The 24,865-nt window shown below is 46.1% G+C and carries 26 protein-coding genes and 1 other RNA gene; 9 read left to right on the top strand and 18 right to left on the bottom strand.

The window, feature by feature from the left end; genetic code table 11:
* Positions 1-49 precede the first annotated feature (49 nt).
* The gene (locus AC0S1O_RS03825) at positions 50-391 is read right to left on the bottom strand and encodes a winged helix-turn-helix domain-containing protein (protein WP_475394432.1); all 342 of its coding nucleotides are present in this window, start codon (positions 389-391) and stop codon (positions 50-52) included.
* A 161-nt stretch (positions 392-552) separates the two neighbouring features.
* On the opposite strand from AC0S1O_RS03825, the gene AC0S1O_RS03820 reads away from it, so the two are divergent.
* Positions 553-927 (top strand): ArsR/SmtB family transcription factor, encoded by a 375-nt coding sequence (locus tag AC0S1O_RS03820; protein ID WP_475394431.1) that lies wholly within the window; start codon positions 553-555, stop codon positions 925-927.
* On the opposite strand, the gene AC0S1O_RS03815 is transcribed toward AC0S1O_RS03820, so the two are convergent.
* Genes AC0S1O_RS03815 through AC0S1O_RS03805 form a run of 3 tightly spaced genes read right to left on the bottom strand, consistent with a single transcriptional unit; the run spans position 910 to position 3,171 of the window.
* On the bottom strand, positions 910-1,869 hold the full coding sequence (locus AC0S1O_RS03815) for an NAD-dependent epimerase/dehydratase family protein (protein WP_475394430.1): 960 nt from the start codon (positions 1,867-1,869) through the stop codon (positions 910-912). The two genes, AC0S1O_RS03820 and AC0S1O_RS03815, sit on opposite strands and share 18 nt — an antisense overlap.
* Complete coding sequence (locus AC0S1O_RS03810; protein WP_475394465.1) at positions 1,817-2,524, bottom strand: small multi-drug export protein; 708 nt, start codon at positions 2,522-2,524, stop codon at positions 1,817-1,819. The genes AC0S1O_RS03815 and AC0S1O_RS03810 overlap by 53 nt, the downstream gene beginning before the upstream one ends.
* Before the next feature lie 11 nt (positions 2,525-2,535).
* Positions 2,536-3,171: a fibrillarin-like rRNA/tRNA 2'-O-methyltransferase gene (locus tag AC0S1O_RS03805; RefSeq protein WP_475394429.1), complete on the bottom strand. Its 636-nt coding sequence runs from the start codon at positions 3,169-3,171 to the stop codon at positions 2,536-2,538.
* 77 nt (positions 3,172-3,248) lie between these two features.
* On the opposite strand from AC0S1O_RS03805, the gene AC0S1O_RS03800 reads away from it, so the two are divergent.
* Positions 3,249-3,884, top strand: coding sequence for a lysostaphin resistance A-like protein (locus AC0S1O_RS03800; RefSeq protein WP_475394428.1), 636 nt, complete (start codon positions 3,249-3,251; stop codon positions 3,882-3,884).
* Positions 3,885-3,892: 8 nt separating this feature from the next.
* Here the strand turns inward: AC0S1O_RS03800 and AC0S1O_RS03795 are convergent, their stop codons facing one another.
* Positions 3,893-4,417: a hypothetical protein gene (locus AC0S1O_RS03795; RefSeq protein ID WP_475394426.1), complete on the bottom strand. Its 525-nt coding sequence runs from the start codon at positions 4,415-4,417 to the stop codon at positions 3,893-3,895.
* A gap of 133 nt (positions 4,418-4,550) precedes the next feature.
* Here AC0S1O_RS03795 and trm14 point away from each other — a divergent pair, with 133 nt between their 5' ends.
* Positions 4,551-5,621 (top strand): tRNA (guanine(6)-N2)-methyltransferase, encoded by a 1,071-nt coding sequence (gene trm14 / locus AC0S1O_RS03790; protein WP_475394425.1) that lies wholly within the window; start codon positions 4,551-4,553, stop codon positions 5,619-5,621.
* 3 nt (positions 5,622-5,624) lie between these two features.
* On the opposite strand, the gene AC0S1O_RS03785 is transcribed toward trm14, so the two are convergent.
* The 4 genes from AC0S1O_RS03785 to deoC all read right to left on the bottom strand — a co-directional run bounded on the left by AC0S1O_RS03785 (position 5,625) and on the right by deoC (position 11,325).
* Positions 5,625-6,956: a cyclic 2,3-diphosphoglycerate synthase gene (locus AC0S1O_RS03785; RefSeq protein ID WP_475394424.1), complete on the bottom strand. Its 1,332-nt coding sequence runs from the start codon at positions 6,954-6,956 to the stop codon at positions 5,625-5,627.
* A gap of 98 nt (positions 6,957-7,054) precedes the next feature.
* Positions 7,055-10,132 (bottom strand): isoleucine--tRNA ligase, encoded by a 3,078-nt coding sequence (gene ileS / locus AC0S1O_RS03780; protein ID WP_475394423.1) that lies wholly within the window; start codon positions 10,130-10,132, stop codon positions 7,055-7,057.
* 34 nt (positions 10,133-10,166) lie between these two features.
* A complete protein-coding gene (locus AC0S1O_RS03775) occupies positions 10,167-10,658 on the bottom strand; it encodes a hypothetical protein (RefSeq protein ID WP_475394422.1) in 492 nt (163 codons plus the stop codon).
* A gap of 1 nt (position 10,659) precedes the next feature.
* Entirely contained in the window at positions 10,660-11,325 is a 666-nt protein-coding gene (gene deoC, locus AC0S1O_RS03770; RefSeq protein WP_475394421.1) for a deoxyribose-phosphate aldolase, read from the bottom strand.
* 76 nt (positions 11,326-11,401) lie between these two features.
* Between deoC and mutL the strand changes: the two genes are divergently transcribed.
* Entirely contained in the window at positions 11,402-13,081 is a 1,680-nt protein-coding gene (mutL, locus tag AC0S1O_RS03765) for a DNA mismatch repair endonuclease MutL (RefSeq protein ID WP_475394420.1), read from the top strand.
* Here the strand turns inward: mutL and argF are convergent, their stop codons facing one another.
* The 3 genes from argF to AC0S1O_RS03750 all read right to left on the bottom strand — a co-directional run bounded on the left by argF (position 13,082) and on the right by AC0S1O_RS03750 (position 14,848).
* Entirely contained in the window at positions 13,082-14,002 is a 921-nt protein-coding gene (argF, locus tag AC0S1O_RS03760) for an ornithine carbamoyltransferase (RefSeq protein ID WP_475394419.1), read from the bottom strand. It abuts the gene before it with no gap.
* 63 nt (positions 14,003-14,065) lie between these two features.
* Positions 14,066-14,376: signal recognition particle sRNA (ffs, locus tag AC0S1O_RS03755), an RNA gene on the bottom strand.
* Between the two features lie 28 nt (positions 14,377-14,404).
* Positions 14,405-14,848, bottom strand: a complete 444-nt coding sequence (locus AC0S1O_RS03750; protein ID WP_475394418.1) for an N-acetyltransferase family protein — start codon at positions 14,846-14,848, stop codon at positions 14,405-14,407.
* Positions 14,849-15,021: 173 nt separating this feature from the next.
* On the opposite strand from AC0S1O_RS03750, the gene AC0S1O_RS03745 reads away from it, so the two are divergent.
* From AC0S1O_RS03745 to AC0S1O_RS03735, 3 genes are read left to right on the top strand one after another with little or no spacing between them, the layout of a single operon-like run.
* Complete coding sequence (locus AC0S1O_RS03745) at positions 15,022-15,357, top strand: CopG family ribbon-helix-helix protein (RefSeq protein ID WP_475394417.1); 336 nt, start codon at positions 15,022-15,024, stop codon at positions 15,355-15,357.
* Positions 15,358-15,414: 57 nt separating this feature from the next.
* A complete protein-coding gene (locus AC0S1O_RS03740; protein WP_475394416.1) occupies positions 15,415-15,573 on the top strand; it encodes a hypothetical protein in 159 nt (52 codons plus the stop codon).
* Positions 15,551-16,264 (top strand): creatininase family protein, encoded by a 714-nt coding sequence (locus tag AC0S1O_RS03735; RefSeq protein WP_475394415.1) that lies wholly within the window; start codon positions 15,551-15,553, stop codon positions 16,262-16,264. Before AC0S1O_RS03740 ends, AC0S1O_RS03735 begins: the two co-directional genes overlap by 23 nt.
* Here AC0S1O_RS03735 and AC0S1O_RS03730 read toward each other — a convergent pair.
* From AC0S1O_RS03730 to AC0S1O_RS03720, 3 genes are read right to left on the bottom strand one after another with little or no spacing between them, the layout of a single operon-like run.
* Positions 16,261-17,637 (bottom strand): hypothetical protein, encoded by a 1,377-nt coding sequence (locus AC0S1O_RS03730; RefSeq protein WP_475394414.1) that lies wholly within the window; start codon positions 17,635-17,637, stop codon positions 16,261-16,263. The genes AC0S1O_RS03735 and AC0S1O_RS03730 overlap by 4 nt on opposite strands.
* A 58-nt stretch (positions 17,638-17,695) precedes the next feature.
* Positions 17,696-18,517, bottom strand: a complete 822-nt coding sequence (locus AC0S1O_RS03725; protein ID WP_475394413.1) for a lamin tail domain-containing protein — start codon at positions 18,515-18,517, stop codon at positions 17,696-17,698.
* A 38-nt stretch (positions 18,518-18,555) separates the two neighbouring features.
* Positions 18,556-19,410, bottom strand: a complete 855-nt coding sequence (locus AC0S1O_RS03720) for a damage-control phosphatase ARMT1 family protein (protein ID WP_475394412.1) — start codon at positions 19,408-19,410, stop codon at positions 18,556-18,558.
* Between the two features lie 69 nt (positions 19,411-19,479).
* Between AC0S1O_RS03720 and AC0S1O_RS03715 the strand changes: the two genes are divergently transcribed.
* Together AC0S1O_RS03715 and AC0S1O_RS03710 are read left to right on the top strand one after the other, a co-directional pair.
* Positions 19,480-20,790 carry a transglutaminase domain-containing protein gene (locus AC0S1O_RS03715; RefSeq protein WP_475394411.1) on the top strand — a complete coding sequence of 437 codons (1,311 nt, stop codon included), beginning with the start codon at positions 19,480-19,482 and terminating at the stop codon, positions 20,788-20,790.
* A 49-nt stretch (positions 20,791-20,839) separates the two neighbouring features.
* Positions 20,840-21,952 carry an isocitrate/isopropylmalate dehydrogenase family protein gene (locus AC0S1O_RS03710; RefSeq protein WP_475394410.1) on the top strand — a complete coding sequence of 371 codons (1,113 nt, stop codon included), beginning with the start codon at positions 20,840-20,842 and terminating at the stop codon, positions 21,950-21,952.
* On the opposite strand, the gene AC0S1O_RS03705 is transcribed toward AC0S1O_RS03710, so the two are convergent.
* Genes AC0S1O_RS03705 through AC0S1O_RS03695 form a run of 3 tightly spaced genes read right to left on the bottom strand, consistent with a single transcriptional unit; the run spans position 21,953 to position 24,816 of the window.
* Positions 21,953-22,975: a M20 family metallopeptidase gene (locus AC0S1O_RS03705; protein ID WP_475394409.1), complete on the bottom strand. Its 1,023-nt coding sequence runs from the start codon at positions 22,973-22,975 to the stop codon at positions 21,953-21,955.
* Positions 22,976-22,999: 24 nt separating this feature from the next.
* The gene (locus tag AC0S1O_RS03700) at positions 23,000-23,977 is read right to left on the bottom strand and encodes an arsenic resistance protein (protein WP_475394408.1); all 978 of its coding nucleotides are present in this window, start codon (positions 23,975-23,977) and stop codon (positions 23,000-23,002) included.
* Positions 23,978-24,030: 53 nt separating this feature from the next.
* Complete coding sequence (locus tag AC0S1O_RS03695) at positions 24,031-24,816, bottom strand: bactofilin family protein (protein ID WP_475394407.1); 786 nt, start codon at positions 24,814-24,816, stop codon at positions 24,031-24,033.
* Positions 24,817-24,865 lie beyond the last annotated feature (49 nt).

Below are 24,865 nucleotides of genomic sequence, written 5' to 3'. Positions count from 1 at the left end.
GGGTAAGAACAGGAGTATGATGAGAAGGAAAACGACAAAACGGCTAGATTCAGAGGATCGTTGTCTCAACCTCATACTCCTCGCCATCTGCACTCATGTTTATCTTCAACCTGTTGGATTCAAAATCCAGAACTGCGCTGAAATCGTTTATCTTCGATCTGTACTTCAGTCTCTTGCCAACCCTCTCCTCCTTTAAAAGACCCATCTCCAGTAGCATCTTTATGCGCCTGTAACACACCGTAACTGGAATGTTGTACTCCCTGCTGAGTTCCCTTATGCCCTTTGAAGATGTGGATGTGCCCAAGAGGATCTGGGACGAATACTTGTCCATGAACACCGTAACCATGCTCTTGGCCTCCAGGTTCATGGTTTCAAGATTCCAGAGCTTCATTATTAAATTTTTGGAAAAATTTTTATAAATTAATACTTATTCTTTGTTATCAGGCGTACTTATCGGCCCTTATTCTCAAAAAATATTCTCAGAGAATATTCGCAGAAGTAATTACTCTCTCATGATTATCCAAAGAGAGAATGGCTCCGAAAATTTTTTAAATGGTTGAAGGAATGATTGCCCTGGGGATGCATATGGTGGACAAGCATGCATTAACTATGGTGTTGATGGATGAGTACAACCTGAAGATCCTGGCAGCATCGGCGCTCAAGCCCGTATCTGTCAGGGAGATCGCCTACAGGTTTGACATTCCTCTGGCCAGCGCGTACAGGAAGATCAAGGAACTTGAAAGTATGGGCCTTATAAAGGTTGAGGAGACAAGGCTCACCCCTGACGGTAAGAGATACAAATTATACAGGTCTCAGGTGGAGAATTTTGAAGTGAGTTATCACAGGGATAAATTGAAAATCAAACTGCACATAAAGTGGCAGGAGCCAGAAATAATAGAGAAGGATATACTAACACCCACCATCTGATCCATTTAACTCTTTTATCAAACTCCTTGCAGTGAGACGCACACTTTCCTCACTGTTGTATTTTGGTTTCCAGCCGTAGGATTTTATCTTCTCTATGGATAAAAGCATTCTTGGCACATCCCCCTTCCAGCCCCTTTTGCCACCCGTGAACCTGTATTTCACGCCTTCAAGGTTCATTTCATCCACTATTATGTCTGCAATTTTACGCACATTGACCCAGTCATCACTTCCGATGTTGAAGATCTCCACATCTTTTTTCCTGTTTTTATAGCCGAAAAGTATTGCATCCACGCAGTCGTCTATGTACAGATACGATTTTGTCTGCGTCCCATCACCCAGAATTTCCAGTTCCTTGGGATTTCTGCGCAGTTTCATTATGAAATCGTAAATCACCCCATGGGTGCTTCTCGGACCCACTATGTTCGCGAATCTGTAGATAACCGCACGCATATCAAAGGTGTGCGCGTAGGAGGTTATGAACGCCTCCGCTCCGAGTTTTGACGCCCCATAAAGGGAGATGGGTATCAACGGGCCGTAATCTTCCGGTGTGGGTATCACCGAAGCCTCACCGTACACTGTGGAGGTAGATGTGAATACTATATCTCTCACGCCATTGAGACGCATAGCCTCCAGAACATTGTAAGTGGCCATAACATTCTGCTCAATATGCACATGGGTATCGCTTGCCCCGAGCCGAACATCGGGATTGGCAGCCACATGATATACCAGATCCACTCCCTGCATCTCCCTCTTCAGTGTGTCAAAATCAAGAAGGTCCGCCTTCACAAATTTGAAATTATCCTTGCCCATATGCTGCTCTATAAATTCCATCTTTCCGGAACTCAGATTGTCGTAAACAACCACGTAATTGCCATCTCTCACAAGTCTATCAACGATGTGACTTCCTATGAATCCCGCTCCACCAGTCACCATTATTTTCATTCCTTTCACCTCTCAACCACAGGTACACGATGACAATAACAGCCACAAATATAATTATTCCCCCTATGGCAAATATGCCCCAGTGCCTGAAACTTAGGATTGAGAAAAATGCAAGTATCCCTATTATTGCACTTCCCGTGAAAGAGCCAACCACTATCGAGAGAAGCACCTTGTACTCGTGCATGCCCAGTAACCTCCCAATTATCGCAGCCGTGAATCCTCCTGAACCCTGAAAGGGTATGGCCACAAAGGCCGCAAGACCTGCGTATGCAAATTTTCTCATAACCGGATGGTTTCTCCATTTCTTCTCCCCTATCTTTTCAATCTTCTTCACATAGGTACCCACAAGGGGAATGTACTTGAGCAAATCCCAGTTCCAGATTGTCCACCAAGCCACAAGGGAATCCATTATTGTTATAAGTGTGGCGGCTATGGGAATGCTCCACGGACCGTAGGTGGAAGAGAAGACCACAACAAGGGCAGGCACCATGCTCTCCTTTCCGGCAGGGGGCACAAGATAAAGAAATAGAATAGTGCCCACCTTTATGAAGAGGGAGGGGATGAGAAAATAAATGGTTATAACAAAGAGGGTACCACCATATATGGGAAATAGGAAATGGTAAAGACGAACAACAAATTTTCCCATTCTATCCATATCCAAGGCACTCACTTCCTGAGCACCAGCGCGTAGTGGTCCTTCTGATATCTGGATATGTTCAGTATCTCCTCAACGCTGAAGAATTCACCCACCTTCTTAACCGTGTCTTGCAGGATCTCCCTGGGCTTTTTTCTTATGTCAATGGTCCTGGTTTTGAGCATCAAAAACCCGTATTTTGGGCCAAAATAATCCATATTCTTGGTGAATATGTTCACCTGATCCCTCTGGGATATGTCCTGATAAAGCACATCTGGCCTTTCAACGAACATGGCGTATTTCTCGGGGTAGCGAGCATCGTTGAGCAGGGGCACTATATTCTCCCTCCTCTCAGCAAGGTGCACCAGTTTGTTTATGGCCAAGGGGGATATCTCCACTGCCCAGATTATATCAGCAATATCGGAAAGGTGACTCACCGTAGTGCCTGTGGCCGCCCCAAGATAAAGAATCTTTGAATCCTTGAAGGGAAAATTTTCAAGGTGAAGGTGCATGGCAGCACTTAACTTGCTGCGCATGGGCTCCCATCTCCTGAAATATCTGCCCTTCTCCTCCAAGATCTTTTCTCCGTAAACGCTCTCCCCATACATGGAGCGCGTATAGAAATGCCTGCCATCGGTGTAAACCCCTGGGTATCTGGATCTTCGCATAGGCAAATTATCTCAAGAACATATATAATACTTCCTTTTTCGTGGGAATTTTTATAAGGAATTTCAATATGAACAGTATGGAATGGATTTGCATCCTTATCTTCTCCGTCCTATGGGCAGTGCCCCTATTTTTCTCCTCCCTCATAGCCTCATTTGTATCCTACAAGAAGAAAACCAATGAAATATGGGTCTCAGGGACGATAATGCAGGTAATATCCCTCGCACTCACCCCGGCACTGGCATATATGGTGCAAGTGAATGCATTTGGTTCAATACCCCCATTGAAATCCCTTATAATTGCACTGTCCTTTACTCCCCTGGCCATTCTCATATCTTATTTCACAAATAAAGTGAGTGAAAGGGCATCCTACAGGCCACCAGATAATTTTGTCCCTGAAAATATGTTGGTAAGGGTAATAATATTTATTGTACTTGCACCAGTGAGCGAAGAAATCCTTTACAGGGGCCTTCTTGAGGGATATTTGATATCCCGGGCATCATCACTCATTGCAATTCTCGTTCCAGCAATTCTATTCTCCATCATCCATTACGCACCATTTAAAAATGCACCCAAGAATGTCATCCTCTCCATTCTGCTCTCCGCATTCCTCCTGGGCATAATTGCAGGATGGTTAAGGGCATACTCCAATTCCATAATTCCTGCGATTATCGTGCACGCGGAGTTCAACATTATGGGCATGGGGAAAGGGTGAAACACCATTTACTCTCCCTTCACATTTACTCCCAGATATGCCTTATCTCCCGTCTCAAGATACTTCAGATACCTCTCCGGAATAATCAGTGTTATTCGCTCCTTCTTAGTCATAACAGCCCGGAGCACAGCGTATCTCTCCGGAGGGGCGTTAATACTGAAGACCTCAAAATTATCATGGAATTTCATAACGAGGGCATACACTGCAGAGAGAGCGAGCATGAGAAAGAATACCACAGAACTCCAAAAGTCCATGTACTCAAAGAACGCACGGGCAGAGAGCATAAGGAACATGAACACAGGCAGGATCAGCAATTTGAGCCACACATAGGCACGATAAACTATGGAGAGACGAATGCTCCTGACCACATACACCACCAGGAAAAGAATCGCCGGAAAGACAGCCACATCGGAAATTACATGGGGGCTATGAGTTACAATATCATTGTAGGATGCGAGAATCCAGAAGGCCAAACTTGCCGCAATGATCAAAAAGATCTCCTCAAAAAATCCACGCCTTGTATGGTCCAGCATTTTCATCACCCATTCTTTCGTATCCCAAATTCCACATCGGGGTTAATAATTCCCAAAGCCATATAAATTTTTTTATTAAAATTATTTTGATGCAGCAACCCCAAATTTTTTATTTCTTGCTCCATGCATGCCCATGGAGTTTCTCTCCACCACAGTTCTAGGGCTTGAGAACCTTGCAGCCGAGGAAATCAGAAAATTCGGGGGTAAAATAAAGGAAATAAGGAAGGGCAAGATAATATACGAGGGCGATGAGGATCTCATTTACCTCCTAAACTACGCTTCCAAGAGGATCTTTAGGGTATGCATCCTTCTTGCCCAGGGCAAAATTTCAGAACTGGAGGATGTGAGAAAATTCGTGCGTGAAGCGGAGTTCTGCACAAGGTCCACATTTGCAGTTAGAACTACCCGCAAAGGAGAGCATGATTTTACGAGTATGGATGTGAATGCGGTTGTGGGAGAGGAAATTCTGAAAAAATGTCCTGAGGCTAGGGTGAATCTGGACAATCCTGAGATAACATTTCTCACCTGGGTTGAGGACAGTGATTTCATCCTCACCATGGATACCACTGGTGAGAGTTTGCACCGGCGCGGATATCGGGTGTATCAGCATCCAGCACCCATAAATCCGGTCCTTGCCTCCCTTATGCTCCGTTTTGCAGGATGGAGGGGCGAGAAAATGGTGGATCCGTTCTGCGGCTCTGGAACGATTTTGGTAGAGGCCTATCACGCATACAACATGGTGCCAAATAGGTGGAGAGATTTTCAATTCAAAAATTTACCCATGTACAACGAGGAACTATGGAGAGAAATAATGGAAAAGATAAATGGAAAGGAGAGAAAAAGATCTCCTCCTCTTATGGGAATTGAGAAGTTCAAAAAGCATGTGAGGGGCTGTATGAAGAATTTAGAGCATGCTGCTGTGAAGGCAAATTGCATTTTGGGTGATGCTGAAAAACTGCATGAGTATGTGAGAGATGCGGAATACATAATCACGAACCCACCATTCGGATTGAGAATCGGTTCAAAAAAGAAGATATTCCAACTTTACGAAAATTTCGCCAGAGAGTTGGAAGAGCATTTTTCAGGCACGATTTTCACGCTCATCATCCCATATTCAAAATTTGAGGCGTATTTTGATGTGCTTGAGAAGAGGGAGATCATGTACGGCGATTTGCACACTAAAATCTACAGGTTTAAAATATAAAAATTAAGAGAGATTGTGTTTTTTGAGGAAATCGTTTATGATATCCTCCAGATCCGGCTTGCCGATCTCGTCGAGTTCGTAGCGTACACGCACTATTGGCTTGTTCACCTTAACCACACGGTTCAGATCAATGGGCGTTCCACTGACCACAACATCCGCATCGGCGTTGTTTATCGTCTCCTCAAGTTCCTTCATCTGCTTTTCGCCGTAGCCCATGGCAGGCAGTATCACATCAAGATGGGTGTACTTCTTATAGGTATCAATTATTGAGCCCACAGCATATGGCCTAGGATCAATTATCTCCTTTGCACCGAACCTCTTCGCTGCCACATAACCTGCTCCGTAACGCATTCCTCCGTGTGTTAGGGTTGGTCCATCTTCCACGACGAGAACCTTCTTACCCTTTATGAGCTCGGGATTGTCCACAAATAGCGGAGATGCTGCCTCAATCAGTATTGCATTCGGGTTTGCTTCACGTATATGGTCTATAACCTCCTGGATGTCATCTCTATTCGCTGTCTCCATCTTATTGATTATTACCACATCCGCAGCTCTGAAATTTGTCTCACCGGGGTGATATTTCATCTCATGCCCGGGTCTATGGGGATCCGCGACGACTATCCACAGGTCAGGCTTGTAGAACGGAAAATCATTGTTTCCGCCATCCCATATTATCACATCCGCCTCCTTTTCAGCCTCTCGAAGAATGGCCTCGTAATCAACGCCTGCATACACGACACCGCCCATATCGATGTACGGCTCATACTCCTCTCGCTCCTCTATTGTGCATTCGTATTTATCAAGATCTTCGTATGATGCGAATCTCTGCACCCTCTGTTTCACAAGATCTCCATATGGCATGGGATGTCTTATGGATACCACCTTCAGTCCACGATCACGGAGAAGTTTGAAAACCTTACGCGAGGTCTGGCTCTTTCCACTGCCGGTGCGCACAGCCGTGACTGCAATTACTGGCTTGCTTGATTTTATCATCGTACTTTCAGGCCCGAGAAGCCAGAAATCGGCCCCCGCAGCGTGTGCCCTTGAGGCGAGATGCATAACATGCTCGTGGGGCACATCAGAATACGCGAATACAACAACATCCACACCCTTTTCCTTTATTATTTTCTCCATATCCTCCTCCGCAAGAATGGGTATGCCATCTGGATAGAGTTCTCCTGCCAGTTCAGGTGGATAAACCCTTCCCTCAATGTCCGGTATCTGCGTGGCGGTGAATGCGACCACCTCATAATCCGGGTTGTTCCTGAAAAACACGTTGAAATTGTGGAAATCCCTGCCTGCCGCTCCCAGAATCAAAACCTTTCTCTTCACCATTTTTAATCACCTCATTCCCACATGGTGAGGATTTATATTAATATTGCCGATTTTTTAAGATCTGTGAACCTCAGAATATCAATAAAAATTTGAAAATTTTATGGTAGAATTGTCAGGGTTATGTTCATACCCTCTATCTTCCAATCCTTTCTGAAGCCTTCCGCTTTTCCCTCCTCAAGCACTGTACTCTGGGTCTCCCTTATTATGTAATCCCTGTGCATTTCAATCGCCTCCTTCAATTCATCATCCGCAACATAGAATGTCCTTATCTTCTGGGCATACTCAAGATCCATCTCCTTGCGCATTGCCTGTATCCTGCGCACAACCTCCCTTGCCAGACCCTCTAGGCGAAGTTCCCTGGTGACATGGGTGTCAAGATAAACAACCATAGGCAGACCTTCAACCTCCACTGCCAGAATGCCCTCTGCGGGTTTCTCCACAATCTCCACATCCTCGGAGGTGAGCAAATGGCCCATTATCTCAATGCCACCGCTCCTTATCCCCTTCACCACATCTTCCACAGGCATGGATTTCAGGGCTGCAATAACCTTCTTCATATCTCCCTTCAACTTCGGGCCGAGCACGCGATAATTTGGCCTGATTTCAACATCCACCATACCCTCCGCCGAGGAAAGGATTTTCACATCCTTCACATTGACCTCTTCCATAAGAACATCCCTGAACTTCCTCACCACATCACCATATTTCTCATCTGCAACAACGGTCATTGAGGCCAGAGGTTGCCTGAGTTTTATGTTGCTCAGTTGCCTCGCCCTCCTTCCAGCCTCTGCAACTCTTATGGCTATGTTCATCTCCTCCTCAAGTTTCAAATCAAGTGCCTGGGGATCCACCTCCGGATAGGGCTCAAGATGCACGCTCTCCTTTTCACCCCATAGATTCCTGTACATGAAATCGGCAAAGAACGGGGTGAACGGGGCCATAACCCTTGATATGCTCTTCAACGTTGTGTAAAGGGCCGTATAGGCTGAAATCTTATCCTCACCCATCTCCTCCTTCCAGAAACGGCGACGGGAGCGCCTCAGGTACCAGTTGCTGAGTTCGTCTATGAACCTTTCAAGAGCCTTGGTGGCCCTGTGAATCTCCAGGGAATCAAGGTTCTTCCTGACCTCTCCGATTGTTGAGTTCAAGCGTGATATGAGCCACCTGTCAAGTTCAAAGGATACCTCCCCAATTTTATCCGGGGTGAAACCATCCAGTTCCGCATTGTTCTTGAAGAATACGTACACATTCCAGAGCGTCATCAAGGTCTTCTGGGCATACTCCCTTACCAGATTCTCAGAGAAGCGACGGCTCTTCCACACAGGAGTGGAATAGAAATAGAAACGCACCGCATCCGCACCCACACTTTCCATAATCTGCATAGGATCAACAGCGTTCCCCTTGCTCTTGCTCATCTTCTCTCCGTCCTCATCAAGAATGAGTCCAAGGGTGAGCACATTGCGATAGGGGGCATCTCCAAACACTGCAGTGGATATGGCCATCAATGTGTAGAACCAACCACGGGTCTGATCAAGGGCCTCGGTTATGAAATCCACGGGATACGATTTTCTGAATTCTTCCCGATTCTCGTAGGGATAATGAAACTGTGCAAAGAATGCACTTCCAGAATCAAACCACACATCAATAAGATAGGGCTCCCTTTTCATTGGCTTCCCACAAACCGGGCATTTGACCTCTATCTCATCAACCCAAGGGCGGTGCGGTTCAAAGTCATCGGGCACAGAATTTGGGTCTGCATGGTTTAGCAGGTCCTCAATGCTATCGGGCATGTAGATATGGCCATCCTCACATCTCCAAACTGGAAGAGGTGTGCCCCAGTACCTGTTCCTCGATAGGGCCCAGTCCTTAACCTCATTCAGAAAATTTCCAAAGCGACCGTGCTTGAGATGCCCGGGTTTCCAGTTCACCTTCTCGTTATTCTTCAAAAGTTCCTCACGAAGATCGCTCATCTTTATGTACCACGTGTCCAGAGCATAGTAGAGAAGGGGTGTGCCGCATCTCCAGCAGAAGGGATATGTATGCTTTACGGTGCCCTTTTTGAACAGTTTGCCCTGCTCCTTCAGCCACGCCATTATCTCCGGATCTGCATCCTTAACAAATTTTCCTTTCCAAGGAGTGTCTGTGAACCTTCCCTCCTCATTCACAGGCTTGATTAAGGGCACGCCCTCTCTTTTGCATACCAGATAATCATCCTCGCCGAATGCAGGAGCTATGTGAACTATGCCGGTACCATCTTCCGTGCTCACAAAATCGCCCCACGTGACGTAGAAGGCATCATGCTCCACTGGCACAAAGGGTATGAGACGCTCATATCTCTTCCCAATCAATTCAGAGCCCTTCATCTCCCTTATAATCCTTGCCTCTCCAAGCACCTCGGGAATGCGAGCCTTTGCAATGTAGTATTTCTCACCCTCATACTCCACCAAGGCATAATCAATATCCTTTCCCACCGCCAGGAGGAGATTTGATGGCAGGGTCCACGGTGTTGTGGTCCATACCAGGAAATAGGCATCCTCCCCAACAACCTTGAATTTCACATAAACGGATGGATCCTTAGTTTCCTTATATCCCTGGGCCACCTCATGACTGCTCAGAGGTGTGCCGCACCTGGGACAGTAGGGGACAACCTTGTAATCCTTCACAAGCAAACCCTTCTGGTAAATTTGCTTCAGGGCCCACCAAACGCTCTCAATGTAATAATTTTCCATGGTCACATATGCATTGTCCATATCGATCCAGAACCCTATGCGCTTTGTCATCTTGATCCATTCGTCCCTGTACTTGAATACGCTTTCCTTGCAAAGTTTATTGAAATTCTTAATTCCGTACCTTTCAATCTCCTTCTTCGAATTTATGCCCAGTTTTTTCTCAACCTCTATCTCCACAGGCAGGCCATGGCAGTCCCACCCACCTATCCAGGGCTCAACATCGTATCCATTCATGGCCTTGTAACGCAAGATGAGATCCTTCACAGCACGGGTTAAAGCATGCCCTATGTGGGGCATCCCGTTGGCCGTTGGTGGCCCTTCAAGAAATATGAACCGTTCATTTCCCCTATTCTTCATTCTCAACTTCTCAAAAATATGGTTTCGCTCCCAATCACCCAATATGCGCTCCTCAAGTTTCGGAAAATCCCTGATGCTCTTTATCTCCATAGGGGTGGGATTGAGGAAAAGATTATAAATATTTCTAAAACCGGGGAATTCTGCGTTTCACCCTTTCAATGTGGGACTTTCCAAGCCTCTCACTTCTCTCCACCATCCTGCCCCACCTGGTCACCATCCCCGAATTCGCGTGACGCCCCAGGAAAAACAGGTAGGTGCCAAGGAGCATAAGCAGCGAGTAGAAAATACCCAGGTAATCTGCACGGGCCGAGGCTATGACATATTTTATCGCGTAGGAAAGCATGATCGTTGAGATTATGTAGAGAATTAAAAAGACGAGCCATACAAAGAGCCACAGGTAAACCAGTACCATGGGGCTTGTTCTTCTACCCTCCCTCTTGACTATTTGAAAATCATGAACATACCCTGCAATCTTCCTGCCGGAGAGAAATGGTGAAATGATGTTTAAAACGGCAAACAACTGAAGAATGAGCACACCCATTCTGGAAAAATCAAGGACGAAAAGGAATAGGGAGAGGAGAATGAGAGCAAGCCCTCCGATGATCTTTGCTTTCATATCATTTCCCCAGCGTTTCAATTATATGCACACTCCCGCTCGCTCCTATCCTCGTGGCTCCGGCCTCAATCATCGCAATGGCCTCCCTGGCACTGTGTATTCCTCCAGCCGCCTTCACACCCATGTCCGGACCAACCACGCTGCGCATGAGACGAACATCCTCAACCTTTGCGCCTGCACTTCCAAACCCTGTGGAGGTTTTGACAAAATCTGCCCCAGCACTCTTGGCAAGTTCACATGCCTTCCTTTTCTCCTCGTCGGTGAGATAGCAGGTCTCAATTATGACCTTCACCTTCACGCCCATGGGATGCACCGCCTCCACAACCTCCCTTATATCCCGCTCAACGGTGTCGTAATCGCCATCCTTCATTGCACCTATGTTCATAACCATATCTATCTCATCGGCCCCGTTGTGCACAGCCATTAGAGCCTCCTGAACCTTGGTCTCGGTGAACGTGGAACCAAGGGGGAAGCCAACCACACTGGCAACCTTTATATCCGTGTTCTTCAAAAATTCCCGGGCATCCTTAACGCGGTAAGGATTCACGCACACGGCATAGAACCCGTATTCTTTGGCCTCATCACACAGTTTCTTTATATCCTCCCTGGTGGCAAATGCCTTTAGGTTTGTGTGATCAATATATTTCGCCAGTTCTTGACGATCCATGCAGAGAATATCTTCATTTCAAATTAAAGTTTTTCGCATCCCAATAATTTTTATCCCATTAACCCATGCATTTTTCGTGCCAAGGATCAAAGTTCTTCCCCCACCTCTGGTGGAGAAAATCGCAGCAGGCGAGGTTGTTGAACGCCCCTCCAGTGTGGTGAAGGAACTCGTGGAAAATAGCATAGATGCCGGAGCAACAAGAATATCTGTGCAAATCAGGGGAGGTGGGATCAAGGAGATTCGTGTAACGGACAACGGGGAGGGAATGAGCAGGGAGGATGCGCTCCTGGCCATAAGAAGGCATGCCACGAGCAAAATCTCAAGCGAGGAGGATCTGGACAGGATAAGCTCCCTGGGATTTAGAGGTGAGGCCCTGCCGAGCATAGCTGCCGTTTCAAAAATGACAATAATCACGAGAAAAAAGGACGAAATTGTGGGAACAAAACTTTACGTGGAGGGGGGAGAACTGAAATACGTGGAGGATGTGGGGGCACCACCGGGGACATCCGTGCTCGTCCAGGATCTGTTCTTCAACACACCCGCAAGAAGAAAGTTTCTCAAAAGCGAGGGGGCAGAGTTCAGAAGCATATACAGCGTTGTGGAGAGATATGCCCTGGCGTACGAAAATGTGCACTTCAAACTCACAAAGGATGGAAGGGAAGTTTTGAACCTGCCCCCGGGTGATTTGAGGACTCGCATATCTCGCCTGTGGAATGGGGATATTGCAAAGGAGATGATTGAAATCCGCAGAGATGGAAACATGAAAATCTTCGGACTAATATCACAGCCCTACCACACAAGAAAGGACAGGAGCAGAATAATAACGTTCATCAATGGAAGGTACGTGAAAAGCAAAATGCTGGAAGATGCAATAATTTCAGGTTACGGCACAATGCTCTTTCGGGATTCCTATCCACATGCCGTTTTGAAGATACACGTACCTCCCGGGGATGTGGATGTGAACGTGCATCCTGCAAAACTGTTTGTAAAATTCAAAGATGAGGGCAAAGTTAAGAAAGAAATCTCCTCCCTGATCTGGAATGCCCTGACTGGCGTGGAGCACATACCCTCCCAGCAATATGAGATGAAGGATGTACAAGTGAATCTAAAGGTCCAGTCCAGGAGGCAGTTGATCTTTGATGTGGAAGAGCCAAGGAAGGCAAAGCGCATAGAGGATTACCTCCTTGAGATGAGAACCCTGCCTGTGGAAGTCCTGGGTCAGGTGGATGGAACTTACATAATTCTCAAATCCCAAGAAGGACTTCTCATCGTGGACCAGCATGCGGCCCATGAAAGGATCCGATACGAGAGGTTTTTGAAGGACATTCAAAGGGGAAAAATGCAGGAGTTACTTGAGCCCATTGTTCTGCATCTGGAGCGCAAGGACCACGATGCTCTACTTGAGATGAAGGATTCCCTGAGAGAGTACGGATTCTCGATAGAGAACTTCGGAGACAACTCGATAATCGTTCGGGCAGTGCCGCCCATACTCACAAGAAAGGATGCCAGGGAGGCCATAATTGAAATTGCCGCCATGGGACCAAGAGCCATTGATAAAAGGAGAGATGAGATAATAAAACTCATATCCTGCAAGGGTGCAATAAAAGCGCATCAGGAACTTTCAATTTTTGAGATGGAAAAACTAATAAGCGAGCTTTTCAGATGCGAAAACCCGTACACCTGTCCCCACGGAAGACCCACAATAATAAAATTCAAGAATGAAGACCTTGAAAAAATGTTCAAAAGAAAGGAATGATTAGGGCTTAATGAGACGCACGAGAATTGCTTTCTGTGCGTGCAATCTGTTCTCTGCCTCGTCAAATACCACGCTGTTGCGGGAATCAATGACCTCATTGGTAACCTCATATCCACGATGTGCAGGTAGGCAGTGCATGAATATGTAGTTGCTCTTTGCATGCTTCACCAGATCCTCATTCACCTGATAGGGCTTGAACACCTTAAGACGGATCTCCTTCTCAGCTTCATCCCCCATACTCACCCACACATCTGTGTAAACAACATCGGCATCCTTAACGGCCTCAACCGGATCATGGGTGATCACAATCCTCGCCCCAGTCTCGTTGCCAATTTTTCTTGCCTCTCCAACAATTTCCTTATGGGGCTCGTATCCCTCAGGGCAGGCCATGTAGAAATCCATACCCACAATGGCAGCACCCAGCATTAATGAGTGGGCCACATTGTTACCGTCACCCACATAGGCAAGCTTCAAGCCCCTGAAACCCCCCTTCTTCTCCTTGATAGTCATCAAATCGGCAACAATCTGACAGGGGTGCTCAAGATCATCCAAGGCATTTATCACGGGCACGCTTGCATTCTCAGCGAGTTCCAGCATCATTTCGTGCTTGTAAGCGCGATAAACTATTGCATCAACATACCTTGAAAGTACCTTGGCTGTATCAGCTATCGTCTCCCCGCGCCCAAGTTGCATATCACGGGGAGAGAGGTAAAGCGCATGGCCTCCAAGCTGGGTCATGGCAACCTCGAAGGATACCCTTGTCCTTGTCGATGGTTTTTCAAAAATCATGGCCATGCTCTTGTCCTTCAAAGGTTCGTAAACCTCGACCATCCTGTGGCGACGCTTCATTTCTATAGCCAGGTCTATGATCTCTTCCAGTTCATCCTTTATGTCAACTATTGAAATCAGATCCTTCTTCATAGGGCTCACCTCAAGAGAACAATTGCTATAACTCATATGAATATTTAAAATTAAGCATAGGGGTGCCAGGCACACCGGGGTGGGTGCCCAGAATCCGACCCAGGGGCCCATACGGTCCCTCCGTCCCGCTACCCTCCGAGCGCCAACGGTCCACGGTACCGCTGCTCCCTTCCGGGCCTGGCGGGGTTTCCGTGGCAAAGTGCCGCGCAGCTTTCCTCCGAAAGCTCGCGGCACACCCGCGACCCCGGAGGACAGGACTTCAACAGGACCGCATGGTCTGAGACGGACCTGGTTACACCGCCCCCGGCTGTCGCCCCCGCGTATAGACGATTTCGGGTAACAGGGGACGCCTAACCCCCCGGCCTAGCCTGGCACCAATTCCGATTAATCTCCTCGGGTATATTAATGTTTTCCATTTACAATTGAGGAGGGATCACGAAGAATGTAAACATCGTAATCTCCCAGGGGTTTGAATCCGTATTCCTCGTAGAGTGCCCTCGCCACTTTATTTTTCCTGTGAACCTCCAGTTTAACCTGCAAACCCAACTGCCTTGCGTAATCCAAGGAGGCTTCCATAAGAAGATGGGAAAGCCCGAGACCCTGATAATTCGGGCGAATGGCAAAGTACTGAATGAATAGTCTCCTTCCATCGGTGGTAAGCCAAGAGGTGCCCAGAACTTCACCCGATTTCTCCAAAACGAGCAATTTACCACCATGGGCTATAGTTCTCTGTATGGTATTCAGGTCATCACCTCGCTCCTCACTGTAGAGGCCTGTATCACGCCATATATTCATAATCGCATCGTAATCATCAGGTCTGAAATCCCGTACCACAAAACCTTCCATACCTGTAAAACTGGAGCATTCTATATAACGATTTCCCACACATTAGATGCATGAATTTTCGCTGTTTACAAGGAAATTAGGACATAAATTGATTTTATCATGTGTTTTACCAAAAGTAAAATATATGAGCAATTGCATTACATCTTGTTAAACAATTGTCAAACGTGAGGAAGATGATTATAGCAGCCAGAGTGCCCGACGAACTTAAGGTCAAGATCGAGGACCTCGCGGAGAGGGAGGGAAAGACCGTATCCGAGATTATGCGTCAGTTGCTGGAAGATTACGTGAAGGAAAAGGAGGAGGAGTGGCACAGGGTGCGTGTGTGCGTTCGCATACCTAGAAACCTGTTAAATCAGGTGGATCTGTTTGTGGAGAAGGGCTATGCCCTGGATAGGGAGCACGTGATAAGCGAGTCCGTATCCCTGTGGCTCAGAGTAAAGAAAATGGAGTATCGCAGAAACTGGAAGGAGGAATTAATAAACGCGCTTGACGAATCATCACTAATTTAGGGGATGGGATGCGCTGGCCAGGGTTCATCCCTGGCCTCAAGTTCAAGAGGTGGTAAAATGATATGCGTCATATGTGGAAAAAAGGCGAAGTACAACGAGAAGTTGAACATATACTACTGCGAGGAGCACGGATTCACAACTTGGATAGAGGAACCTGCAAGTCAAGAGATGCACATTCAAGAGGTGAAGGTGAGTGAAGAGGCTGTACTGGGATGAATACACATATCCGGAAATTGAGGAACTGCTCAAATCTGAACCGGTGATAATACTTCCCATCGGAAGCGTGGAGGCCCATGGATACCATCTTCCTCTCAATACGGATATGCTCCAGCCCCTCTGGCTTGCAGAGGAAATTGCTAAGAGAATGAATGCCATAATTCTTCCACCTATCCACTACGGCTGGACCAGGGGACTCTCATCGTTTCCGGGAACAATTTCAATAGGGTTTGAGACACTCAAGAACCTGGTGCTTGATATACTGAAGGAAGTTGTAAAACACGGTGGTAGGAAAATCATCGTACTCTCGGGTCATGCAAGCACAAATCATATGGCTGCCCTGAGACTGGCATGTGAGGAAATGACTGGAGAGGGAGTGAAGATCATGCTCCTATCTGATTATTACATAGCCTACCAGTACCGCGGAAAACTCGTGCCCGAGGATGATGGCCACGCAGGTGTGTTGGAGACCTCACGCGTTATGGCAATTCGCCCGGAACTGGTAAATGAAAATTACAAATTTGAAAAATCACCGGTGGGCAAGTACATGGTCACCCCCGATTACAGGAAGTTTGTGCCATACGCAACATTCAGCAATCCCAAAGGTGCGAGCAGAGAACTTGGAGAGAAACTCAACAATATCATTCTGGAAGAACTGATAAAAATAATAAAAGAGAATTTTGGAGTTTAGTGTTTTCTCCTGTAGACAATGAGTGCTACAATTCCCACAAAAAGCACGGGTAGAACTGCACTGAATTCTGGCACGAGGACACTCCCCTCATAGTTTGCTGTATAAACCTCACCGGTGGTATAATCATACCATACAAACTGATACACAACGTTACTTGCCCTTGTGGGCATATATCCGGCACTCACTGCGGGTGCCTCCATGGAATCAGTTGAGTTGGTTATCTTGTACTCAGCAATCTTTGTGGCATTTGAGGAATACATGGTGGCCATTATGTTGCCATCAATCCCCGGCCAGGATATCATAAATCCACCACTGCCGTTGTAGGTTACACCCATACCGTAATACTTCACGCCCTTGTAGGACTCACCTATTTCAAAGGTATTCATAATCTTACCATCTGTGGCATTTATAAGCACACCGTAGACTCCATAGGGTGAATTTCTATTGGCATATATCACCATAAATTTACCATCTCCACCAGCTATGTTTGGAATATCGTATCCCTTGCCATCTCCAAATCCATTGGCTATGGTGAAATCATTTCTGACAACCTTGCTCATTGTGTTATCAAATATCTTTCCTGTTATGTTGTAATCACCTGATCCTCCCGTAGAGTTTCTCCAGATCACCATTATATTACCAGTCATAGAATCATAGGCCACAGCATCGTTTAGGTGCGAGTGCCTCATATCCTGAGAGATTTTTGAAATTGCACCCATAACAGGTGTGCCATTGTCATAACCCACTATCCTGTAATAGTTGTCGTGCTTTCCATCATTCCAGATGACGATGAACCTGTCCTTTCCTATGAAGCTGAGTCCAAAGGCATGATAGTCAACTCCAACAGTTCCATTGATGACAAAAATGCTTCCTACCATACGGAGAGTGGGTGCTATGAATGCTCCATCCAGTGACTTGTTTGATGAATACCATATTGCAAAGAATATATTGCTATCGGGATCGTAGGCAACTTTGGGTCCCATTCCGCTGGGTTTACCATTGTAAAGCGCAACATCTGTGGATATTGTGGTGGTGTTCACAACATTTCCATAGGCGTCCATAAGGGTGGCATTTAGCATCCATGTTCCAGAGGAATTCTTTCCAAACCACACAACCATGAAATTCTCATCTCCATAGCATATGCTTGGTGTGGAACCACCCTTTCCAAGAGTTCCCATAGACCCACTTGAAAGTGAATGGGACACAATTTTTGTTTCTCCTGCAGCACCCAGGTATACTGAAGAGGTCATAAGCAGGAGAACAACCAATAGAATGGCAAAGACAATTGCCGCACCTATGATGCCACCGGGTCCCTTCTTCTTACCCCTAGCTCTTCGCTCAACAAAACCATCCCTTGCTCTTAATCCAGTCATCTCATATACCTCCCATAGCATTATGATTTTAGGCATATTTATACTTTTTGAACACTGTTCACCTTCTCCGACGGCATACGAGGAAAAACACAATCAAGAGGATGGGTATGATAAAACTCAGTTCTGGTACTTCCAGCGTGTTTCTGGTGCGAGGAGTGGGCTTGCTTTCATCGTAGAAATCCTTGCTAGGATTCCCCGTATCCTCTGCGTTGTAATACCTCGCCAGAGAATGCCCCGATGCAACCCTTGGAGCAGCATTGAGAGATCCGTGATCTCCTCCATTGCCGTACCACATAATATCAACCTGAGTATTGGAAGAATCGTAAAGATGGATGTCATCACCAGTGTTGGCCATGATCAAAGCACCACTCACAGAAAGTGTGGGAATATCGTTGCTGGAATTGGTATCGAAATCAGGTGTAACTCCCGGAAAGAGTTTGGAAAAATCATTCTTATAAGTAGCATCGTTCACCACCAAAATGTATCCTCCTGCGGGAATCTTTGCTCCAGAGGGAAATGTCCATATGCCCTCGTAACTCTTGTTTTCAATGTATCCATCTGTGAGTTTCCATCCTGAGAGATCTACCTCAGCATTTGTGGGGTTGTAAAGTTCTATCCACTCACACTGTGGCTCTGCATAACCAGAAGGGACGTCGTAATAGACCTCATTTATCACCACGTGTGTTGCAGTGGAGCGGTACTTCTCCACAACCACATGGGGCTGGGAATGCAGGGCAATGGTACCAAGGGCTAGAGAGGTCAAAACAACTATGGAAACTGCCACTATCATAATCTTTCTTTTGACCCTTTTTCCCTCAGAGGATACGTTACTTCTCACACTCCTGTCCTCAACAAAACCTTCCCTGGAGATGAAACCCATATCCCCACCAAGAGGGTATAAATATGAGGGTACTTAAACTATTCCACGAGTTTCACCACGCTGATACCCTTAGGCACTCCTAAATCGCGGGCCACTGGATCGCATTTGGTTCGCAAGAGATACGCGATTGGCCTAAGATAGCTCTCACTCAGGGCTTCATAATTTCCCATGCCCTTTGCTATTATGAGATCCGCAGAGTATAGCAATTCCTTGAGTTCCTGGGAGGCAAGGTCCATATCTATACCAACGGCAAACATTCCCGTATCGAGAATTTCATCCACCTCCTTATCCAATCCAACGGCGATGGCATCCTCCTTTGTTGCGTCTGAGAGTATGGGCTTTCCTCTGACAAGAAGAGTTATCCTGTCCACATATTTCCTTATCTCCCTTATCAGTATCTTGTCAAACACTATCTCACCGCAGTTATCGGTTATGTAAACCACATGGCCCTTCAGATGCTTCCTCAATTTATCGGTATCATCGTATCCTATGCCCTGCTCAATTAGGGCGTGGAATACATTTTCAAATTCCTCAGGGCTATTTATGCCCACTCCAAAATCAAGCACGTTGCCAATAATAGCAAGGAGTTCCGCAGTTCTCAACTTATCCTCTGCTTTTTCATAATATTCAAGGGCCCTGGGGAAAAGCTGCATGGCAATTTCATTTGCCCTTCTCTTCAGATCCTTATAGGGGTCCTCCGTGCCAAGAACTTCATTGACGAGCCTGTGCACCTTTGTCCACACCTTTATGGAGGGTTTGTTCTCATCAAATTCCTCGCAGAGAAGGGCTAGGAGGGATTTCACCAGGAGCATCGCCCTATCTGGATTGACGAGATTTGCCTCAAAAACTGCACGGCGAAATATGCACGCTACGCATTCAGGTTGGGGACGCATAGGCGTGCATGCACTTCCACATATTAAATTTGGCGGAAGAGTTAAAAAGGATTGTGGAAATATGGCAATATGAACGATCTATCCTTTTTGAATGTGCCCCTTCCCCTGGATGTGAAAAGGGAGATCATCCTTGGTAACCATGAGGGAGCAAGAAAAATTATAAAAAAGATGGAAAAAATGGATATACATCCTTTACTAAAACTTCGCCTAGGATATGAACTACTCAGGATGGAAAGAATGCCCAAGGATTATCCATGGAGCAGAAGAGAAGCACTAAAACTCTTGAAGGAGAGGCTCAGGGATTTTGAAGAGGGAGAATTGGACCAATGGATAGGCGCAGGACTTGTGGATAGAGCATTTATAGGGGGAGAAGAAAGATTCTATGAAAGATTCGTTGATAACCTCTTTTTCCTATCTCCAAAAATTGCTAAAAGGGAGAGCAAAAGAGATGAGACGAATAAATACGCCAGGAGAATCCTTGGGAGGGCCATGGCAAGAATTTCAAAGGGAGATGTGAGGAAATACAGGATCGTGACGGGAATAAAGATAAATGTAAAGAATAGGGGAAATTACAGGGTATGGCTTCCATTTCCCAAGGATAATTTCCAGATCGAAAAGGTGAAATTGATAAAGGCAAAGCCAGATAGGTACTTCATAGCAGAGAATAATGCACCACAGAGAACCATTTATTTTGAATCTGAAGGTAAGGAATTTTATGTGGAGTTTGAGTACGAAATCTCAGAAATCAGAGGCTCCATGGATGGATATGCTGAACCGAAGAATTACTTGAGGGAGAAGCCACCCCATATAGTTTTCACAAAGTACATAAGGGACCTAGCATGGAAAATCGTGGATGGCGCCCAAGATGATCTAGAAAAGGCGAAAAGAATATATGGATGGATAACAAGAAACACGAATTACACCTATGTGAGGGAGTACTGCATGTACGATAACATAGGCGAGTACGTTGCCTCCTCACTTAGAGGAGATTGTGGCATGTTTGCCATATTATTTATCACCCTTTGCAGGGCCACCGGAATTCCGGCAAAATGGCAGAGTGGCTGGTTCGTGACACCAAAATTCGCCTCACCCCACGATTGGGCACAGGTTTATGTAAACGATGCGTGGATACCCGTGGATGCATCCTTTGGAAACCTGAAAAAGAATGGCCCCAAGAGGCAGAGTTTCTACTTTGGCAATTTAGACGCATATAGAATGGTGGCCAATGATGATCTGCTTGAAGATTTCATTCCAGAGAAAAGATTCTGGCGCTCGGATCCTGTGGATAATCAGAGAGGAGAGGTGGAAAATGAGAAAAGGAACCTGTATTTTGATGAATTTAGCTCGCATTTATATGTGAAGGAATTCAAAAGATTATAACGCACCATTTAAATATCTCATTACGATTACCAACTTGGAGGATGAAAATATGACATACAAAATAGCTGTGCTACCAGGAGATGGAGTTGGCAAGGAAGTGATAGAGGCTGCAATGATTGTGCTCGATGAAATCGCATTGGATGCAGAGTACATTTATGGAGATATTGGCTGGGAGTTCTGGCGCAGGGAGGGAAATCCCCTGCCAGATAGGACTATTGAACTTCTGAAGCAGACAGACTGCGCATTATTTGGAGCAATAACATCCAAGCCCAAGGAGGAGGCTCAAAAAGAACTTGCTCCCGAATTGCAGGGTAAGGGTTTGCAGTACTACAGCCCCATTGTGAGATTGAGGCAATTATTTGATCTCTATGCCAATGTCAGGCCCGCAAAAGCGTATCCCGGAAATCCTCTGAATTACAAGGACAACATAAACATCACGGTTTTCAGGGAGAATACAGAAGGGCTTTACAGCGGCGTGGAATACTACCCAGTTCCTGAAAAAATTGATGAGGCGTTTAAGGACCATCCACGATACCAGAAATTTCTGGGTGAGGACAAGGCAATATCTCTCAGGATAATATCACGCAAGGGTGCCGAGCGAATAATAAGGGCTGCGTTTGAGTTTGCAAGGCAGAACAATTTGAAGAATGTCACTGTGGTTGAAAAGCCCAATGTTCTCCGGGAGACCAGCGGCCTGTTTGTGCGTGTGGCGAGGAAGATACATGAAGAATACCCGGAAATTGAGATGTGGGAGACAAACATAGATGCTCAGGCCATGTGGCTCGTTAAAAATCCTGAAAAATACGATGTTCTCGTTACCTCAAATCTCTTCGGAGATATAATCTCTGACCTTGCCTCCCAGCTTGTCGGGGGCCTTGGATTCGCTGCGGCAGGAAATATAGGTGATGATTACGCGGTGTTCGAGCCCGTGCATGGCTCCGCTCCGAAATACGCAGGCCTGTATAAGGTGAATCCCATAGCCACCATAAGGGCTGTGCGCATGATGCTGGATTATTTGGGTGAAAAGGAGAAGGCTGAAAGGCTGGAGAGGGCGATAGAGATCGTCGTAAAAGAGGGAAAAGTGCGCACCTATGACATGGGCGGAAACGCAGGCACTCTAGATATGGCAAGGGAGATCGCTAAAAAATATAGAGAGCAGTGATCATCTGCTCCAATCCTTAAACACCTTTTTTAGAATTTTATAGGCCTTCTCCACATCCTTCATATCCACATGCTCATCCTTGGTATGCGCGTATTTTAATTCTCCAGGGCCAAAAACGACGGTGGGTGTGCCCTTATCCACAAGATGCTGCGCATCACTCCAGCTGCGGAATCCTCCCAGCTCCGCATACTTGAGGAATTCCCTAACCCTCTTCTTCCTGGGAGATATCTCAAAGGGAGGGGAGAGATCGTAGATCATGTGATTTGCGTTGAACTTTCTACTTATGCGATTCACCTCATCTATTATCTCCACCGCGGTCTGCCCTGGAAGATATACGAAATCCACCAGAGCCTTGGCACTCTCAGGCACGGCAAGAATGTAATCACCTCCATCGAACATCTCAATATTTATCGCCGGCTTTCCCAGAAGTGGGTGCTCCGCCTTGAGGAATTTCATTCCACGCAGGGACTTCATAAACTCTATGCCCTGCCATATTGCATTCTTCTCCTCGGAGGCGCATGAGCCATGCATGGCCTCTCCCCAAAACTCAAATTCCAGTTCAAGGCTTCCAGCTTCCGCAGTGCATACTCGCAGCGATGTGGGCTCCATGGTTATGGCAAAATCGTGGGCATATTTCTCCGCGTACTTCTTCGAGCCTTTTCCCTCCTCTTCCTCATCCACAAAAAACACATAACTAACAGGAAGGGTGTCTCGGAACTCTTCAATCAATTTGAGCATTATGAGCACTCCGGCCTTATCGTCCATCACGCCGCGACCCCAGAGGATGGTGCCCTCAACCTCAGGTGGAAAATAATCACCAACGGTATCCACATGGGCATTTATCATATACTTCTCCTCGGGATTCACTATGATGTTATATCTCTCCTCGTCCACAGGCATCTTTTCAAAATTCACATTCATATCCTCAAGTTTCTCCTCAATGTAACCTAGAATCCTGGACTCGTATCCCGTCTCGCTTCTTATTTTGGCGAGTTCAATCAATTCTTCAATTTTGATGTCCATGGGAGTATATCTCCCGCTCATTCTTTAATCTTTTTCTCCCAGAAATCTGCGTATCCATGGACCAAGGCCGTAAATCAGGAACATGATGTAAAAGACCTGAATAACAGGCTTGAATGACAAAGCGAATACTGTTAGAGCCGGGAATACTGTTGCGGCAAGCGACAGAGATATCGCCTGCGAACTTGCTGTTGCACCCAGAATGAGAATCATGCCCTGCTCGTATCTAAATTTAAGTAATTTAGCAGCAAGAAGGGATAGGGAGGTTTGAATGAAATAATAGATGAGGAGGGTTCCCAGAACCAGAAGAAATATCTGAGGTTCGGTGAGAACCTTGCGGGATACCTTTGCAACGGAGAAGAAAACGATAAGAAGAATGCCCAGTGCGGATACTCCTGGAAGATATTTTTTCATGAGCATAAAATACTCTCTTCCCTTCCTTTTTATTATCTCCCTCCTTGTGAGTGCTCCAAGTGCAAGGGGAACGAGAATGTAAAGGAGAAGAATGAAAACCAATTGCATAACATTGATTGTGGCGAATATACCGCCGTTGAAATATATCAGCATGGGAGATATGAGAGGGATGAGAAGGAGCCCGATAACTGCGATTACTAGAGCATCAGCCACGCTGGCATCGGCTATTCCGCTCCAGCCTATGAGCATGTTGGAGCAGGGAATCGCGCCCACAAGCACCAGAGCGAGGGCCAGATCAGAATATTCCAAGAGCATGGTTCTCGTGAGAAAGAAAGCAGTAAAAGAGGCGATGAAATAAGCGAATATCAGAGTTGAAACTATTAATCTATAATTCCTTCCTGCTTTCTTCACCTTCTCGATTTCCATGCCGGTCAGCATGGGATAGAGCATCATGAACACCGCAAGAATACTTATGGGCATTATGTTCATGTGCTCAAAATCCACATAGTGGCCGAGAATGAGGGCCAGGATGAATACGAGTGTGACATAGAGATAAAGGCGCTTCTTGATATGCAGCAGGATTTGGAGCATATTCTTTCATCTCTCCTCATTATTTAATCCTTGCTGAGCATTTATGGATAATCTCATTCCCTTATCACCTCCTTAACCCTTGAGTTCTTGGCCACCTTGTAATTCCGGGCCTTCACCTTTCTCACAGTGCATCCGAGACCTATGACAACTTTCTCTCCCTCCACATAATCCACTGTGGTGCATTCGATGTACACTTGCTCTCCAATTATTTTTGTCGCGTTGAGCTTTCCCCTGCAGCCAGAGAAAAATCCCCTCTCACTTTTTATCTCGATCCTCTCCGCATTTATAGTACCAACACTCGATTCCTTGCTTATTTTCATCTCCAAGGTGTTTGCGCGTATTTCCTCGCATTTCACCTGTCCTCCTATGGTGATCCTATCACCCGTTACTCGCTCTGCCGTTAAACCACCTGCAATCTTCACTGTGTCCCCCTCAATTTCCCTGCAGGTAAAACTTCCAGCTATGTTTATCCTATCCGCCTTTATACTTCCCTCCAAGGATGCGGAGCCTGCAACCTTGAAACTGTCGGCCTTTACATCACCTTCCCCCTTGAATGATCCGGCCACTGATAGGGTATCAACCTCAATATCTCCACTCACCTTCAAACTTCCTGCCACGGATATATGCTCGTATTTTCCAGGTCCAAGCGTGCAGGAGCCGGCACATTTGTAATTTTCCTTCTCCTCAATCGTTCTTTCTTTCTCCTTGATTCCATCTTCATTGGTTATGTCCTGCAATTTTTCTTTCTCGTACCTGGCCAGAATGTCCTCATATGTTTCCCTAGAGATTTCGCCCTTCTCGTATTTCTCCTTCAATTTCTCTATGAATTCATCTTCCATAAATCCCCCATGGTGTTGAGATATTTAAGAATTTTTATAAAAGTTTATT

It is taken from the genome of Candidatus Aciduliprofundum sp. HYA1 (assembly GCF_056175085.1).
This window is presented reverse-complemented; position numbering and strand designations above follow the sequence as displayed.

Coding starts and splice junctions, on each gene's coding strand:
- AC0S1O_RS03825 (WP_475394432.1), bottom strand. CDS start 391: ATGAAGCTCTGGAATCTTGAAACCATGAACCTGGAGGCCAAGAGCATG.
- AC0S1O_RS03820 (WP_475394431.1), top strand. CDS start 553: ATGGTTGAAGGAATGATTGCCCTGGGGATGCATATGGTGGACAAGCAT.
- AC0S1O_RS03815 (WP_475394430.1), bottom strand. CDS start 1,869: ATGAAAATAATGGTGACTGGTGGAGCGGGATTCATAGGAAGTCACATC.
- AC0S1O_RS03810 (WP_475394465.1), bottom strand. CDS start 2,524: ATGGATAGAATGGGAAAATTTGTTGTTCGTCTTTACCATTTCCTATTT.
- AC0S1O_RS03805 (WP_475394429.1), bottom strand. CDS start 3,171: ATGCGAAGATCCAGATACCCAGGGGTTTACACCGATGGCAGGCATTTC.
- AC0S1O_RS03800 (WP_475394428.1), top strand. CDS start 3,249: ATGGAATGGATTTGCATCCTTATCTTCTCCGTCCTATGGGCAGTGCCC.
- AC0S1O_RS03795 (WP_475394426.1), bottom strand. CDS start 4,417: ATGCTGGACCATACAAGGCGTGGATTTTTTGAGGAGATCTTTTTGATC.
- trm14 (WP_475394425.1), top strand. CDS start 4,551: ATGGAGTTTCTCTCCACCACAGTTCTAGGGCTTGAGAACCTTGCAGCC.
- AC0S1O_RS03785 (WP_475394424.1), bottom strand. CDS start 6,956: ATGGTGAAGAGAAAGGTTTTGATTCTGGGAGCGGCAGGCAGGGATTTC.
- ileS (WP_475394423.1), bottom strand. CDS start 10,132: ATGGAGATAAAGAGCATCAGGGATTTTCCGAAACTTGAGGAGCGCATA.
- AC0S1O_RS03775 (WP_475394422.1), bottom strand. CDS start 10,658: ATGAAAGCAAAGATCATCGGAGGGCTTGCTCTCATTCTCCTCTCCCTA.
- deoC (WP_475394421.1), bottom strand. CDS start 11,325: ATGGATCGTCAAGAACTGGCGAAATATATTGATCACACAAACCTAAAG.
- argF (WP_475394419.1), bottom strand. CDS start 14,002: ATGAAGAAGGATCTGATTTCAATAGTTGACATAAAGGATGAACTGGAA.
- AC0S1O_RS03750 (WP_475394418.1), bottom strand. CDS start 14,848: ATGGAAGGTTTTGTGGTACGGGATTTCAGACCTGATGATTACGATGCG.
- AC0S1O_RS03745 (WP_475394417.1), top strand. CDS start 15,022: ATGATTATAGCAGCCAGAGTGCCCGACGAACTTAAGGTCAAGATCGAG.
- AC0S1O_RS03740 (WP_475394416.1), top strand. CDS start 15,415: ATGATATGCGTCATATGTGGAAAAAAGGCGAAGTACAACGAGAAGTTG.
- AC0S1O_RS03730 (WP_475394414.1), bottom strand. CDS start 17,637: ATGACTGGATTAAGAGCAAGGGATGGTTTTGTTGAGCGAAGAGCTAGG.
- AC0S1O_RS03725 (WP_475394413.1), bottom strand. CDS start 18,517: ATGGGTTTCATCTCCAGGGAAGGTTTTGTTGAGGACAGGAGTGTGAGA.
- AC0S1O_RS03720 (WP_475394412.1), bottom strand. CDS start 19,410: ATGCGTCCCCAACCTGAATGCGTAGCGTGCATATTTCGCCGTGCAGTT.
- AC0S1O_RS03715 (WP_475394411.1), top strand. CDS start 19,480: ATGAACGATCTATCCTTTTTGAATGTGCCCCTTCCCCTGGATGTGAAA.
- AC0S1O_RS03710 (WP_475394410.1), top strand. CDS start 20,840: ATGACATACAAAATAGCTGTGCTACCAGGAGATGGAGTTGGCAAGGAA.
- AC0S1O_RS03705 (WP_475394409.1), bottom strand. CDS start 22,975: ATGGACATCAAAATTGAAGAATTGATTGAACTCGCCAAAATAAGAAGC.
- AC0S1O_RS03700 (WP_475394408.1), bottom strand. CDS start 23,977: ATGCTCCAAATCCTGCTGCATATCAAGAAGCGCCTTTATCTCTATGTC.
- AC0S1O_RS03695 (WP_475394407.1), bottom strand. CDS start 24,816: ATGGAAGATGAATTCATAGAGAAATTGAAGGAGAAATACGAGAAGGGC.